Here is a 13,296-nt window from a genome sequence, read left to right on the forward strand (position 1 = left end):
CATGCCGAACACGGAAGTTAAGCTTCAGCACGCTGATAGTAGTTGGGGGATCGCCCCCTGCGAGGATAGGACGTTGCTACGCGAATTTTGGAGGATTAGCTCAGTTGGGAGAGCGTCTGCCTTACAAGCAGAGGGTCACAGGTTCGAGCCCTGTATCCTCCATTTGAGCCGTTAGCTCAGTTGGTAGAGCATCTGACTTTTAATCAGAGGGTCGACAGTTCGAGCCTGTCACGGCTCATTCGTCTTCGGACGATGAGAAATTTGATATTCATGATACTGACTATGCCGACTTAGCTCAGTTGGTAGAGCACCTGTCTTGTAAACAGGGGGTCGGAAGTTCGAATCTTCTAGTCGGCATTTAATTTTGCGGAAGTAGTTCAGTGGTAGAACATCACCTTGCCATGGTGGGGGTCGCGAGTTCGAATCTCGTCTTCCGCTTAGTACCGAAAGGTATTAAGCATCATTAGTAAGTAACGTTTTTGCACCCATAGCGCAATTGGATAGAGTGTCTGACTACGAATCAGAAGGTTGTAGGTTCGACTCCTACTGGGTGCATTTTAACGGGAAGTAGCTCAGCTTGGTAGAGCACCTGGTTTGGGACCAGGGGGTCGCAGGTTCGAATCCTGTCTTCCCGATTAAATAAGAATATTTTATTTAACATTTCGCGGTGTAGCTCAGCTGGCTAGAGCGTTCGGTTCATACCCGAGAGGTCGAGGGTTCGATCCCCCCCGCCGCGATTTGGACTTGGACTGGACCTTTAGCTCAGTTGGTTAGAGCAAACGGCTCATAACCGTTCGGTCGTAGGTTCGAGTCCTACAAGGTCCATCACCAGTTGGATCATGTACAGTTTTTTATGGAGGATTACCCAAGTCTGGCTGAAGGGAACGGTCTTGAAAACCGTCAGGTGGGTCAAACCACGCGAGAGTTCGAATCTCTCATCCTCCTTTCTTATTATCGCGGGATGGAGCAGTCTGGTAGCTCGTCGGGCTCATAACCCGAAGGTCGCAGGTTCAAACCCTGCTCCCGCAATCATTGGTTCGTTGGTCTAGTTGGTTAGGACGCCTCCCTGTCACGGAGGAGATCACGAGTTCGAGTCTCGTACGGACCGTTGTTATGCTCGTCAGCAGAGTGTAACAACCGTAATGCTAAATGGCAAATGGCTCGGTAGCTCAGTCGGTAGAGCAATGGATTGAAGCTCCATGTGTCGGCGGTTCGATTCCGTCCCGCGCCATTAAGGTAAAGCTCAATATATGCGGGTGTAGTTTAGTGGTAAAACCACAGCCTTCCAAGCTGTTGTCGCGAGTTCGATTCTCGTCACCCGCTTATATGGGCCTATAGCTCAGCTGGTTTAGAGCGCACGCCTGATAAGCGTGAGGTCGATGGTTCGAGTCCATTTAGGCCCATTATGGAGAAGTACTCAAGTGGCTGAAGAGGTGCCCCTGCTAAGGGTATAGGTCGCGGAAGCGGCGCGAGAGTTCGAATCTCTCCTTCTCCGTTTAGTTATGACCCGTTGGTCAAGTGGTTTAAGACACTGCCCTTTCACGGCAGTAACATGGGTTCGAATCCCGTACGGGTCATTGTTACACAACTTAATATTATCGCGGGATGGAGCAGTCTGGTAGCTCGTCGGGCTCATAACCCGAAGGTCGCAGGTTCAAACCCTGCTCCCGCAATCATTGGTTCGTTGGTCTAGTTGGTTAGGACGCCTCCCTGTCACGGAGGAGATCACGAGTTCGAGTCTCGTACGGACCGTCAGAGCAAGTCTTCCTTAGGGAAGGCTTTTTTGATATCACAAGAAAATGGTAAAAAGACACCGTCGTTATCAATGGCTGATACAGTCATTGGCAACAACGGTGTCTTTTATACCTTAGACTCGAGGTTTTTTAAGATGATGGTGACTTTTTCTTGAAGAGGCCGTTGACTGGCGATGATGAGATCGGCACTTTCAGAACCGTAGTCATCGAATAAACCGACGCGATTATCGAGAAAAACCTGACTCAGGACACTGATTAATGGTGTTTTTTCCACTTGCCATCACGCCACTAGTGCCAATGACTTTAGCAGTCAGCGGTTAAAGTCTCCTAGTTGTTTAGACTTTGCTTTAAGAACGAACGCAACCGTTGATCGTGGGCAAAAAGATATAAGCCTTTAACCCCACGTTTCATGAGGACGTTCACAGTATTTAAAATGAGTTGTCGTTTGGCTGACAGAACTTCTTGGGGGTCGGTCAAATCATCACGATGTTTAAAGGTCTCGACATCTGTGTTGCGGTCTAGATTGACTAACAGACGGTCGTCACTATCAAGGCTGAGGGTAGGTCCAATGATGAGGCCAACGTAATTCAAATCAAATCCCTGACAGGTATAGATCGACCCGACTTCATCAATCGTCTCGGGCAGTTCCGCCCAAGGGGTACTGGTGTAATTGTACTGATCCCACGGTAGGTGGAAACGACCTTCGGTGATGTAGTGTTTACCGCCATCTAACGTGGAGGGATAGCCTGACGTAGCGACAATGCGTGAGAGGCCTACCAATTGATTCTTTTTAACAATGGTTTGACGCATGTCCTCGGCATCGTCAAAGATCCGCAAGTCGTAGTGGTCACCGGCTGTTGTGGGGAGTAGCCGCACTCGAGCGTGGGTAAAGTCGTTGATCCACTGGACCAGCTCGTCACTAGCCTGCATGCGGAATTGATGGGTCAGACGGTAACTGTCATGGGGAAAGGGAGCCAGCAGATGTTGCAGGCGTTTCTCGGTCCAGTAGCTCTTAAATCGCAACACCTGCGTTTCGTCAAAGACCAGGATAATGACCTTGGCGTGGGCCAACAATGACGTCAGATGATTGTGACCGTAAAAGTTATTGTAGTGGTCAGCTTGTGACAAGAGCAGGTGGGCCTCATCAATGATGAGAACATCTGGGTGAACCTTACCTTGTTCCGCCTGATTAATGAGCGACGTAGGTCGTTGAAAGTCCTTCTTAAAGAGGTGCGGTCGGTCGCCAGCAATTTGCCGATAGACCTTCAGAATTTCCGGGTGGTTGACCAGAAAGTAGTTCTCCGTGTGGGCAAAGGCACTGTCTGGGTCCGTACGTGATGCCGTCTGTAAGCGATCAAACAGGTGTGACAGAACGACACTTTTTCCGGTTCCCGCATCACCGAATACGGTAAAAACAGCTGGCGTCGTCTCGTTCAGGTGAGCACTAGTAAATTTCAGAATTTTCTGAACTAGATCAGCCTGCTCCGTGGTTAAGGGTACAGTGGGGGCGATCTTGGTCACCGCTGCATTAGAGGTTGCATGAGTCAAAAAATGTCGCCAGCTTTCTATAAAAAGATATAAAACTATTGTAACGCGAATTCCGGGTAAAAGAAAAGACCCATCAGGGGTCTCAAGGTGTGACTGGCGGCTGTTCATCAGTATCACCATCAGCAGATTCGGCCTCTTCTGGTGGGGCGATCCGATAGGTGGCTGCATGAGAACTCACCGACCGTTGCGTGAACCGTGAAATTTCGTGGAATCGGTAGGAATGCCGCCAGAGGGCGTAGGCCAGGCTATCGTTCCAGATGGTGAGGACGACGTATTCGCCAGCAATGCGGTCCTTTTTTAAGACTAGAATGGCCTGCATACTGACAGGAAGCGCCCCACGGACCAAGCGGTCGAGATGATCTTCGAAGATTTTGGCATCGTCGGGGTCAAAGGTGAAATAGAGAAAATGATAGAAGCCGTGCCAGTCGGTTTCACCGTGACTGAATAGGACCTGATAGCTCAGTCGGCTGTGGAAAATGGTTGGCTTATCGGAAATGTCAACGAGTTGTAATCCAGTGGGATCGGTGGTGTCCGCTAATAGGACAAACGGTCGATCCGGGTGTTTAGAAACAAGTTGTTCAAGCAGGTAACGACTGCCGAAGGTGACAGCAAGTTGGGTTAACATCGTGCGAGCCTCCTTTAGGGACCTTTAGGCCCATTATAGGGGATCGCTAAGAAAAGCGAAACGTTTACACTCGCTAGACGACGCGCTAAACTGAAGACAAGAACCATAATGAGAGGATGATTGGATGAAGTTAACGGTTTTAGGGTGTTACGGGGGTTACCCATACAACGGTGTGGGAACCAGTAGCTACCTCATCACAAGCGGGGATTACCATCTGTTACTGGATTGCGGGAGTGGGGCCTTGCTGGCCTTACAGAAGGTCCTGAGTCCCTTACAACTCAATGCGGTACTCCTGACACACTACCATCATGACCACACGGCCGACGTGGGCGTCCTTCAATACGAATGGCAACTGGGCACCGAGCCTAAGGCCGAACCAATCTTGCCAATTTACGGGCATACTGCGGATCCACTGAACTTTGGGAGTCTGACCTGGCCGCAGGCTACTGAAGGGCGGGCCTATGATCCTAAGCAAACGTTGGAACTGGGGCCACTCAGCATTGATTTTCTACCGACACATCATCCGGTACCGGCCTATGCCCCACGGATTACCGAACGGGCGACTGGTCAGACGTTGGTCTTTACCGCGGATACAGCCTATTTTGATGGGTTAATCGGTTGGGCTAAGGACGCGGATGTCTTGCTGGCAGATACCAATTTCTACGCCGACCATCAAGGCCCAGCCTGGCATCTGACATCAACACAGTCCGGCCACTTGGCTCAGGCGGCCCACGTCAAGCAGTTATTGCTCACCCACCTGCCACAAACCGGAGAATGGTCGCAGTTGACGGCTGAGGCGCAGCAGGCTGCCGGGCAAGATGTCCCAGTGGCCACGGTCGAGGTTGGTAAAACATACGAAATCTAATTATAAGTATTCGTTAAATATTAATTGTCTGGCAGACAGTTGCTGACTAATTCGTTGATGATGACCATCATCATGGCAATTAATAAACAATCCGATAGATATTGTTTATTAATTATTTACCCAGATCCTCTTCCAATTTCCCCGGAAACCGGTATAATGTATTTATAAAATCATTTATACCACGTGAGGGGGAAACGATCATGACAGTCACGCTCTATACAACACCAAGTTGCACGTCCTGCCGTAAGGCACGCTTATGGTTTGAGAAGCACGGAATTGCGTATCGGGAACAGAATATTTTTGCTGAACCTTTGACGGTTGCCGATGTTAAAAACATTTTGCGACTGACAGAGGATGGGACCGAGGAGATCGTTTCCAAACGGTCACGGGTCTACCAGGAGTTAAATATTGACTTGGATGATCTGCCGTTGCGTGAGCTCTACGATCTGATTTGCCAGAACCCAGGAATTCTGCGGCGGCCGATCATGATTGACGACAAACGCCTTCAGGTTGGTTATAACGAAGAAGAGATTCGCCGGTTTTTACCCCGACAAGTCCGCGAACTAGAACTTCAACGGGCACAACGACTGGTAAACGAAACGAATAAGGTTAATTAGTTGCATCTAACCAGATTTGTGAGAAAATAAGTCTTGCAGTCTGGTTTTTTTGTTATGATTACTTTACAAGTAAAATAAAATGGCTAGAATGAGTATCAAGGACGATCCCCAAACCCATGAGAAAGGGGTGTTATTCAATGGAAATGGAACGTATTAACGAAAACACGATCCGCGTCGTCATTGGTAACGATGACCTCAGCGAACGCGGCATTACGGTCTTGGACCTTCTGGGCAACCATAAGCAGATCGAAGGTTTCTTCTACAGCATTCTGGAAGAAGTCGATGTCGATCATCAATTCCAAGATAACGATGCTGTGACCTTCCAAGTTTTACCAAATCGGAATGGTCTCGAGCTCTTTATCAGTAAGAATGTCGATGAAGACAGTGCCACTGACACGAATGTGACAGATGCAAGTGTTGACGGGCAACACCCCGATCAGGTGTCGGATCAGTTGAAAGCCCACCTCCTGGAAAAGGACGGTCAGAAGGATTTCTTCTCCAACTTTAAATCTGCCACCGGTAACACCAACGACATCGAGGATTATTTAGATGATGATGGTCAACCAACCACGACTCGGGTCGTCCGGTTACCAACATTTGAGGATATGATTAGTTTGGCGCGGGTTCTCCACTTGGAGAACGCAGCGTCCAACCTCTATCGTTACAAGAACGCCTACTATTTGGAATTAATTTTCTTCGTCAATGAATCTTCGCGTGAATCAATCAAAGATGAACTGGCCGTCGCCTATGAATATGGGGACAGCACTAAGGTTGCACCGGATGTTTTGGCCGAACATGGCCAGCTAATTATGGAACATTCCGCATTAGAACTGACCCGGTACCATTTTTTGAGTGATTAGTCGAATGAAGGATATCAGGACGCCGGTGGTTGTATAGCCGCGGCGTCCTTTTTCTATAATTAAGGCTGTATATGGTCTAGGCCCATGTGCATTGATTTGAAAGGATAAAAATGACCTTACAACAATTGGAAGGGGTGTTACTGACCCTGACAGCGGTGATGGCCGTGGTGGTTGTTCTAACCATCGTCATTTATTACTGGTATTCTCGCAAGAATAGTAATAACTATCTGGAAAATGATGAATTCGAGTTACGATACTTTATCCAAAAGCAGGTGGACTATCAGGGGAAGGTGACCGGATACGAGTGTCTATTGCGACAACATAACGCCGATGACTCCTGGACACTGCCTAAGCAGCTAGATTCCTTGCCGCTACAGCGGGTGATTTTTCTCCTGGAGGATACCTTCAAGGCGCTACCAGAGGAACCTATCACGCTGTCGATTAATTTAGAGTACGATCAGATCACCAGTCCTGACTTTCACTACTTCGTTCGCTGGGCAATTTCCAAGATTACCCCAATGAAATTGTCCGTTGAATACACGCCAGATCGCCACAAACATCGGTTGAATCGACGGCTCTTTCGCCGGCGGATTCGCGAAGCACGACAGTATGGCATGACCTTTGGGATCGATAACGTCGGGTCTTCATTAAGTAACTTGAAGACGATTGAGTGGATTCTACCTGAGGTGGATTCCTTGAAATGTTCCATGCGGAGTTTTCGTAAAGAGGATCCCAACGAGTGGTTGGATCTTAACTTACAGTTTTGGAACCGGCTGGCGCAGCGTAACCACATCGAGTTGATCCTGATGGGGGTTGAAAATGAACAGGATCAACAGCTTGCCGAAAAGTTGCAGATTCGGACGCGTCAAGGTTATCTCTTTGGCCGACCGAGTAATCCGCAGGAAGGAACGGGGACAAAATGAAAGACAAATCAGCAGGTCGTCAGCAACTTTACACGGATGACTACTTTGAGAAGGGCCATTGGGGCTTGAAAATTTGGCAGACGGTGGTTGGTCTCTTCGGCTGGATCTGTGTGGCAGTCCCCATCACGTTGACGGTGCTGTCTTTTTGGGCCTCCTACGATCCTCGGGTCATTCACTTGTGGTCGTACAACGAGGGTATCTTTGAAATTAAGTTTATTGGCATTTTGTTACTATTTGCCTTTGTGACGGTCTCACTGTTCGCGGTGGGGATGACCATCATTCAAAACCGAAAGCGCGATCGGGTCGTTGAACAGTGGCCCACCTTTAATCCCATCGACCAACGTAAACGGGAAGACACTCTGGGTGATTTTATGACCCAGCGGTTCGGTGATCAGGAGTTCCGGGAGAATGTCCGGGATTATCAAGTAAAGCCGGAACAGAACTTGGATACCGATCAGATTCACCAGTTGTATCAGCAACGTAATCTCAATGATTTGGACAAATAGGAGCGACGGGCATGTTTGATTTCTTTATCGACAGTATTCTGAAAGCCACGTTGGGGAAGACCATCCTCAACGTTCTTTTACTGATCCTTTGCCTGTACCCAGTGGTTGGTTCGTTCTTCTGGTTTGCTGGGGCATTGTCCTATCGCTTCCTGAAGACCAACAAACGTGACGATGATTGGGAAGTCATCCCAGTTGATAAGCAACCGCTGATTACCATCATGATTCCGGCCCACAATGAGGAAGTCATGATTGAAGAAACCATTACGTACCTATTTGACCAGTTAAACTACACGAATTTTGAAGTGCTCGTCATGAACGATGGGTCGACGGACAAGACGGCGGCAATTATTCACCGTCTGCAGGAGACCTATCCGCGGTTACGAACTGTGGAGATCCTGAAGAACAAGGGGAAGGCCCATGCCTTTAACATTGGGATGTATTTTGCCAAGGGCGAATATATTCTCAGTAACGATGCCGATACCATCCCCGAACCCGATGCGCTCATGAAATACATGAATTTCTTTCGGCGGGAGCGCGACATGAATACCTCGGCTGTTACGGCCAACATGGATGTTCAGAATCGAACGACGCTGTTGGGAAAGTCACAAACGGTGGAATTTACCAGTATTGTCGGTGTGATTAAACGAAGTCAGACGGCCGTTAACGACTCGATGTACGCTTATAGTGGCGCGAATACCATGTATAAGAAAGACTTTCTGATCGACGTCGGAGGATTTCGTCAGAACCGAGCGACGGAAGATATTAGTATCGCCTGGGACCACCAGATGATTGGGGCGGTCCCACGATTTGCCCCCAACATTATCTTCCACATGAACGTGCCAGAAACCATCAAGGATCTCTACCATCAGCGTAAGCGCTGGGCACAGGGAGGGACAGAAGTCTGGCTAACGAACATCTGGAAGTTTTTACGCCATCCGGTTGAACACCGTTATCAGTGGTCGATGTTTTTGGATTCGACGTTGTCGATTATCTGGTCTTTCTTCTTTACGATTACGTCGGCAGGTTTTATTGGCATGATGCTGTATTTTCTCTTCACGGGGAACTACGAGCGAGTGATGCATGGGATCCTGATTTCCTTTATCTTTGTGACCTTTGAAATGTTCGCGGGTTTCATGCAACTCCTAGCGGCCTTGCTGTTGGACCATCACGGAGCTAAAATGAAATACCTCTTCTCTACTGGATGGTTAATCCCATCACGGTGGTCATGACCTTTGTTCCCGCCCTCAAGACAATTCTGGGTTTTGGATCCGGAACCTGGGTTAGCCCTAAACGGCAATCAATGAAAAAATAAAGGCGGGCACCAACAGGCGGTTATCAGGATTAAGCGGAACCAGCTGCCTGTTGGTGCACGTTTCAACCCTATAATTTTGGCAACACGAAAGGGCCTGGGAGTTTTCCCAGGCCCTTGTTTTAAGTTGTCACTATTTTTAGCGACGTTCAATTGCTAGTAAAAATGGGGGATGATGAATCTGATTAATAAAGCCGTATTGCAGAACCTGATAGGTCTTCTGCGGTAGGTTCTGGCAGAAGTCAACCACGGCGTGACGTTCGTCCATGCCTCCGGGATGACCGGAGTAAACCACGAGGATAATTCGACCCCCGCGGCGGAGGTGTTGTAACAATGCTTTAACCGCCGTCAAGGTTGTTGTCGCCTGCGTCACGACGGACTTGTCACCGCCAGGCAGGTAGCCAAGATTGAAGACAGCTCCGGCAATCTGGGTGGGGTCATCAAGGTAGTCGCCCACGTGTTCATGGCCGGTCGCATGCAGGTCAACCTGTGCACCGAGGCCGGTCAGGGTGAGTTGCGTCTGAGTAGCGCTCAGCGCGGCATCTTGGACGTCAAAACCAATGACGTGGCCGGTAGGACCGACCTGGTTGGCCAGAAACAAGGTATCGTGGCCATTGCCGACGGTGGCATCGACCACGGTATCTCCGGGGCCGACACACTCACCCAGCAGGGTATGACTATAGGCTAAGGCATTTGGTAGGTTCATGATGAAGGGGCTTCCTTTCTAAAGAGCAACCACTGTGTAACGGTCAGGAGGACGAAGCCAAGTGACCAACCGGCTGCCACATCACTGGGGTAGTGCACCCCGACGTAGATGCGTGACAGGCCAATAATGACAATCCAACAGCTGAAGATAATCGTCAGGCTCAACGCCCAGCGACGATGTTCGTGGGATTGCCAGGCGATCATGACGATTAATGATCCCCAGAGCAGCATGGCCGTAATGGAATGGCCACTGGGAAAGCTGTAGGAGCTGGCCGAAACCAGTCGATCGATGGTTGGTCGTGGCCGCTGGACCAGGTGTTTAATGAGACTGTTACCGATCCCTGCCCAGATCAGGACATTCCAGCCCAGAAAGAGCGCTCCCTTGGCATGTCGGGTAATCACGAGGACTAACACCAAGATCAGAGTGATCGCGGTCACAGGTTGGGGATCACCGGAGTGGGTGATGGTGACGATGGCCTGCGTAAGCGTTGGTGGCAGGGGATGACGAATCCAGCCGATGATGAGGCGATCGAAGCCCTTCACCCAGGTTTGCTGGAGACTCACGCCTAATAACAGGATACAAAATATAATGGCGGCTCCTAAAGTGGCCCACCAACGGGTCTTAGATATTGGTGCCATAACGACGCCTCCTCAAGGTTTCTTTATAAATTTTAGTATAGCACAGCTGGCCCTTCTGATCGGTCAACCTCAAGCGTATTGGGGTTGCTTTTCCGGGGGTGGTTTGCTAAGATTAAACCAATTTGATTAATCTAAGACTGTGACGAGAAGTAGTAGATGGTTTGGGTATGTAGAAAGCGGATGGTTGCTGAAAATCCGTTACCTGAACAACCGAACTTATCTCCGAGTCCTTTCTGCCGCAAGGTGGGCGTTTGGCGACGTTATCAGCCGGAATGAGCCTCGAAACAGTTTCGAGGAAATGTAGGTGGTACCGCGCTAAAACGCCCTGCAGTAGCCCATTTTGGGCTACTGGGGGCTTTTTTTGTGGGAGAATGACGATTTAGAGAAAGGGAGCGACAATTTTGGCTTACAAACACCAAATTATTGAACGTAAGTGGCAACACTTCTGGCGGGTCAACGAAACTTTCAAGACGTCAGACAATCAGAACAAACCGAAGTACTATGTGATGGATATGTTCCCATATCCTTCAGGACAGGGACTTCACGTGGGGCATCCCGAGGGATACACCGCAACTGACATCATGGCACGTCTGAAGCGGATGCAAGGCTTTAACGTCCTTCACCCAATGGGGTGGGACGCCTTCGGTTTACCAGCCGAACAATATGCTTTGAAGACGGGACACAATCCTAAGGACTTCACCGCGCACAACATTAAGAATTTCAAACGTCAAATTCGCTCACTGGGCTTCTCTTACGACTGGAGTCGTGAGATTAACACGACCGACGAATCTTACTACAAGTGGACACAATGGATCTTCGAACAGCTCTACAAGAAGGGCTTGGCCTATGAAGATAAGATCATGGTCAACTGGGCGCCCGACTTCATGGGTGGGACCGTTGTGGCCAATGAAGAAGTCGTTGATGGCAAGACGGAACGGGGCGGTTATCCTGTTTACCGCGTGCCAATGCGTCAATGGGTTCTGCGGATCACGGCCTATGCTGACCGCTTGATTGACGATCTGGATGACCTGGATTGGCCCGACAGCATTAAGGAAATGCAACGTAACTGGATCGGCCGTTCTGAAGGTGCCAGCGTCTTTTTCCCAGTCGCTGGGCAAGAAGACACTAAGGTTGAGGTCTACACGACCCGTCCTGACACGTTATTTGGTGCGACCTACATGGTCTTAGCTCCAGAGCATGCCTTGGTTGACCAGATTACGACGCCGGAACAAGCCGACGCTGTGAAGGCCTACAAGGCGGCCATTGAAAGCAAGTCTGACCTCGAACGGACGGACTTGAACAAGGACAAGACCGGGGTCTTCACCGGTGCCTATGGCATTAATCCTCTGAGTGGCAAGAAATTACCAATCTGGATCGGGGATTACGTGCTGGCATCTTACGGGACTGGGGCCATCATGGCCGTACCAGCCCACGATGAACGGGACAACGATTTCGCGAAGAAATTTAAGTTGCCAATCGTTCAGGTCATCGCCGGTGACGACGATACCGATGTCCAAGAAGCCGCTTATACCGGGGATGGGAAACATATCAACTCCGATTTCATGGACGGCATGGACAAGGCTACTGCGATCAAGGCCGCCATTGACTGGCTCGAAGAACACGACGCCGGGCATAAGCAGGTTAACTTCCGTCTACGTGACTGGATCTTCTCCCGTCAACGCTACTGGGGTGAACCAATTCCCGTTATTCACTGGGAAGACGGCGAAACCACATTAGTTCCTGAAGACGAATTGCCTTTAAAGCTGCCAGCAGCTAAGCAACTCGAACCTTCTGGTACCGGGGAAAGCCCATTGGCCAACCTGGATGACTGGGTCAACGTGGTGGATAAGAATGGTCGTAAGGGGAAACGTGAAACGAACACCATGCCGCAATGGGCTGGGAGTTCCTGGTACTTCTTACGCTACATCGATCCCCACAATGACAAGATGATTGCCGATCCCGAGAAGTTGAAGTACTGGATGCCAGTGGACCTCTATATCGGGGGATCCGAACATGCCGTACTCCATCTGTTGTACGCTCGGTTCTGGCACAAGTTCCTCTACGACTTAGGCGTCGTGCCTACCAAGGAACCTTTCCAGAAGTTAGTTAACCAAGGGATGATCCTGGGGACTAACCATGAAAAGATGTCCAAGTCTAAGGGTAACGTCATCAATCCCGATGAAATTGTCGAAGAACACGGGGCAGACACCCTGCGGCTTTACGAAATGTTCATGGGGCCTTTGGAAGCAGCTAAGCCTTGGAGTACGGAAGGGATCAACGGTTCTCGTCGTTGGCTCGACCGGGTCTGGCGTTTATTGATTGACGATAACAACCATCTGCGTGATCGCGTCACGATGATTAACGATGGCTCGTTGGACAAGATCTATAACCAGACCGTTAAGACGGTGACGGAAGACCTGGAAGGCTTACGTTTCAACGTGGCTATTTCACAATTGATGGTCTTCGTTAATGAAGCCTACAAGGCCGACAGCCTCCCTCTGATCTACATGGAAGGCTTCGTTAAGATGATTTCTCCAATCGTGCCACATATTGCCGAGGAGTTATGGTCCCTCATGGGTCATGACGACACCATCACCTACGCCAAGTGGCCAACGTACGATGCCAAGCAATTGGTAGAAGACGTGGTCGAAATGGTTGTTCAGGTTAATGGGAAGGTCCGCGCCCACTTGAAGGTGGCTAAAGACGCCGACAAGCAAGGCATCGAAGACGCAGCTCTGGCCGACGAGACAGTCAAGCTCCACACGGATGGCAAGACGATCCGTAAGGTGATTGTCATTCCTGGCAAGCTGATTAACATTGTTGCTAACTAAATCTGATGCAGTTAAAGCCCTTGAAGCCAACACTTCAGGGGCTTTTTTGACCGCGTATGTTACTCGCCTTATCAACCAATCTTTCACTGGTTCGGGTGTCTGCTAGATATGGTA

11 protein-coding genes, 18 tRNA genes, 1 pseudogene and 1 other annotated feature are annotated in these 13,296 nt (G+C 49.6%); of the genes and pseudogenes, 25 read left to right on the forward strand and 5 right to left on the reverse strand.

Annotated features, from left to right (window positions below):
• The first annotated feature begins 89 nt into the window (after window positions 1-89).
• The 18 genes from OCU14_RS06945 to OCU14_RS07030 all read left to right on the forward strand — a co-directional run bounded on the left by OCU14_RS06945 (window position 90) and on the right by OCU14_RS07030 (window position 1,752).
• Window positions 90-162, forward strand: a tRNA-Val gene (locus tag OCU14_RS06945).
• Window positions 163-165: 3 nt separating this feature from the next.
• A tRNA-Lys gene (locus OCU14_RS06950) sits at window positions 166-238 on the forward strand.
• Window positions 239-284: 46 nt separating this feature from the next.
• Window positions 285-357 (forward strand) — tRNA-Thr (locus OCU14_RS06955).
• 9 nt (window positions 358-366) lie between these two features.
• Window positions 367-438, forward strand: a tRNA-Gly gene (locus OCU14_RS06960).
• Between the two features lie 43 nt (window positions 439-481).
• Window positions 482-555: transfer RNA gene (locus tag OCU14_RS06965), tRNA-Arg, on the forward strand.
• Window positions 556-561: 6 nt separating this feature from the next.
• A tRNA-Pro gene (locus OCU14_RS06970) sits at window positions 562-635 on the forward strand.
• 28 nt (window positions 636-663) lie between these two features.
• A tRNA-Met gene (locus OCU14_RS06975) sits at window positions 664-737 on the forward strand.
• A gap of 14 nt (window positions 738-751) precedes the next feature.
• Window positions 752-825, forward strand: a tRNA-Ile gene (locus OCU14_RS06980).
• 30 nt (window positions 826-855) lie between these two features.
• A tRNA-Ser gene (locus OCU14_RS06985) sits at window positions 856-945 on the forward strand.
• A gap of 10 nt (window positions 946-955) precedes the next feature.
• A tRNA-Met gene (locus OCU14_RS06990) sits at window positions 956-1,029 on the forward strand.
• A 5-nt stretch (window positions 1,030-1,034) separates the two neighbouring features.
• Window positions 1,035-1,108 (forward strand) — tRNA-Asp (locus OCU14_RS06995).
• Window positions 1,109-1,158: 50 nt separating this feature from the next.
• A tRNA-Phe gene (locus OCU14_RS07000) sits at window positions 1,159-1,231 on the forward strand.
• A gap of 21 nt (window positions 1,232-1,252) precedes the next feature.
• Window positions 1,253-1,323, forward strand: a tRNA-Gly gene (locus OCU14_RS07005).
• A 5-nt stretch (window positions 1,324-1,328) separates the two neighbouring features.
• A tRNA-Ile gene (locus OCU14_RS07010) sits at window positions 1,329-1,403 on the forward strand.
• 4 nt (window positions 1,404-1,407) lie between these two features.
• Window positions 1,408-1,495: transfer RNA gene (locus OCU14_RS07015), tRNA-Ser, on the forward strand.
• 9 nt (window positions 1,496-1,504) lie between these two features.
• Window positions 1,505-1,577: transfer RNA gene (locus OCU14_RS07020), tRNA-Glu, on the forward strand.
• A gap of 22 nt (window positions 1,578-1,599) precedes the next feature.
• Window positions 1,600-1,673: transfer RNA gene (locus OCU14_RS07025), tRNA-Met, on the forward strand.
• Between the two features lie 5 nt (window positions 1,674-1,678).
• A tRNA-Asp gene (locus OCU14_RS07030) sits at window positions 1,679-1,752 on the forward strand.
• 108 nt (window positions 1,753-1,860) lie between these two features.
• Here OCU14_RS07030 and OCU14_RS07035 read toward each other — a convergent pair.
• The 3 genes from OCU14_RS07035 to OCU14_RS07045 all read right to left on the reverse strand — a co-directional run bounded on the left by OCU14_RS07035 (window position 1,861) and on the right by OCU14_RS07045 (window position 3,927).
• Window positions 1,861-2,028 carry a hypothetical protein gene (locus OCU14_RS07035; protein ID WP_261810404.1) on the reverse strand — a complete coding sequence of 56 codons (168 nt, stop codon included), beginning with the start codon at window positions 2,026-2,028 and terminating at the stop codon, window positions 1,861-1,863.
• A gap of 53 nt (window positions 2,029-2,081) precedes the next feature.
• Window positions 2,082-3,302 carry a DUF2075 domain-containing protein gene (locus OCU14_RS07040; protein ID WP_261810405.1) on the reverse strand — a complete coding sequence of 407 codons (1,221 nt, stop codon included), beginning with the start codon at window positions 3,300-3,302 and terminating at the stop codon, window positions 2,082-2,084.
• An 82-nt stretch (window positions 3,303-3,384) separates the two neighbouring features.
• Window positions 3,385-3,927 carry a monooxygenase gene (locus OCU14_RS07045; RefSeq protein WP_261810406.1) on the reverse strand — a complete coding sequence of 181 codons (543 nt, stop codon included), beginning with the start codon at window positions 3,925-3,927 and terminating at the stop codon, window positions 3,385-3,387.
• Between the two features lie 124 nt (window positions 3,928-4,051).
• Between OCU14_RS07045 and OCU14_RS07050 the strand changes: the two genes are divergently transcribed.
• The 6 genes and pseudogenes from OCU14_RS07050 to OCU14_RS07075 all read left to right on the forward strand — a co-directional run bounded on the left by OCU14_RS07050 (window position 4,052) and on the right by OCU14_RS07075 (window position 9,010).
• On the forward strand, window positions 4,052-4,792 hold the full coding sequence (locus OCU14_RS07050; RefSeq protein WP_261810407.1) for an MBL fold metallo-hydrolase: 741 nt from the start codon (window positions 4,052-4,054) through the stop codon (window positions 4,790-4,792).
• A 200-nt stretch (window positions 4,793-4,992) separates the two neighbouring features.
• On the forward strand, window positions 4,993-5,409 hold the full coding sequence (gene spxA, locus OCU14_RS07055) for a transcriptional regulator SpxA (RefSeq protein WP_261810408.1): 417 nt from the start codon (window positions 4,993-4,995) through the stop codon (window positions 5,407-5,409).
• Between the two features lie 137 nt (window positions 5,410-5,546).
• Complete coding sequence (locus tag OCU14_RS07060; RefSeq protein ID WP_057879392.1) at window positions 5,547-6,269, forward strand: adaptor protein MecA; 723 nt, start codon at window positions 5,547-5,549, stop codon at window positions 6,267-6,269.
• A 110-nt stretch (window positions 6,270-6,379) separates the two neighbouring features.
• On the forward strand, window positions 6,380-7,192 hold the full coding sequence (locus OCU14_RS07065) for an EAL domain-containing protein (protein WP_261810409.1): 813 nt from the start codon (window positions 6,380-6,382) through the stop codon (window positions 7,190-7,192).
• A complete protein-coding gene (locus tag OCU14_RS07070) occupies window positions 7,189-7,698 on the forward strand; it encodes a hypothetical protein (protein WP_261810410.1) in 510 nt (169 codons plus the stop codon). Before OCU14_RS07065 ends, OCU14_RS07070 begins: the two co-directional genes overlap by 4 nt.
• Window positions 7,699-7,709: 11 nt before the next feature.
• Window positions 7,710-9,010: pseudogene (locus OCU14_RS07075) on the forward strand (glycosyltransferase family 2 protein).
• Window positions 9,011-9,146: 136 nt separating this feature from the next.
• Here the strand turns inward: OCU14_RS07075 and mnmM are convergent.
• Window positions 9,147-9,713, reverse strand: a complete 567-nt coding sequence (mnmM, locus tag OCU14_RS07080; RefSeq protein WP_261810411.1) for a tRNA 5-(aminomethyl)-2-thiouridylate-methyltransferase MnmM — start codon at window positions 9,711-9,713, stop codon at window positions 9,147-9,149.
• Complete coding sequence (locus OCU14_RS07085) at window positions 9,710-10,351, reverse strand: phosphatase PAP2 family protein (RefSeq protein WP_261810412.1); 642 nt, start codon at window positions 10,349-10,351, stop codon at window positions 9,710-9,712. Before OCU14_RS07085 ends, mnmM begins: the two co-directional genes overlap by 4 nt.
• Before the next feature lie 130 nt (window positions 10,352-10,481).
• Window positions 10,482-10,682, forward strand: a binding site (T-box leader).
• 70 nt (window positions 10,683-10,752) lie between these two features.
• On the opposite strand from OCU14_RS07085, the gene leuS reads away from it, so the two are divergent.
• Window positions 10,753-13,182, forward strand: coding sequence for a leucine--tRNA ligase (gene leuS, locus OCU14_RS07090; protein WP_261810413.1), 2,430 nt, complete (start codon window positions 10,753-10,755; stop codon window positions 13,180-13,182).
• Window positions 13,183-13,296: the final 114 nt, after the last annotated feature.

Origin of the sequence: Levilactobacillus humaensis (assembly GCF_024345185.1) — a bacterium.
Taxonomy (GTDB): domain Bacteria; phylum Bacillota; class Bacilli; order Lactobacillales; family Lactobacillaceae; genus Levilactobacillus; species Levilactobacillus humaensis.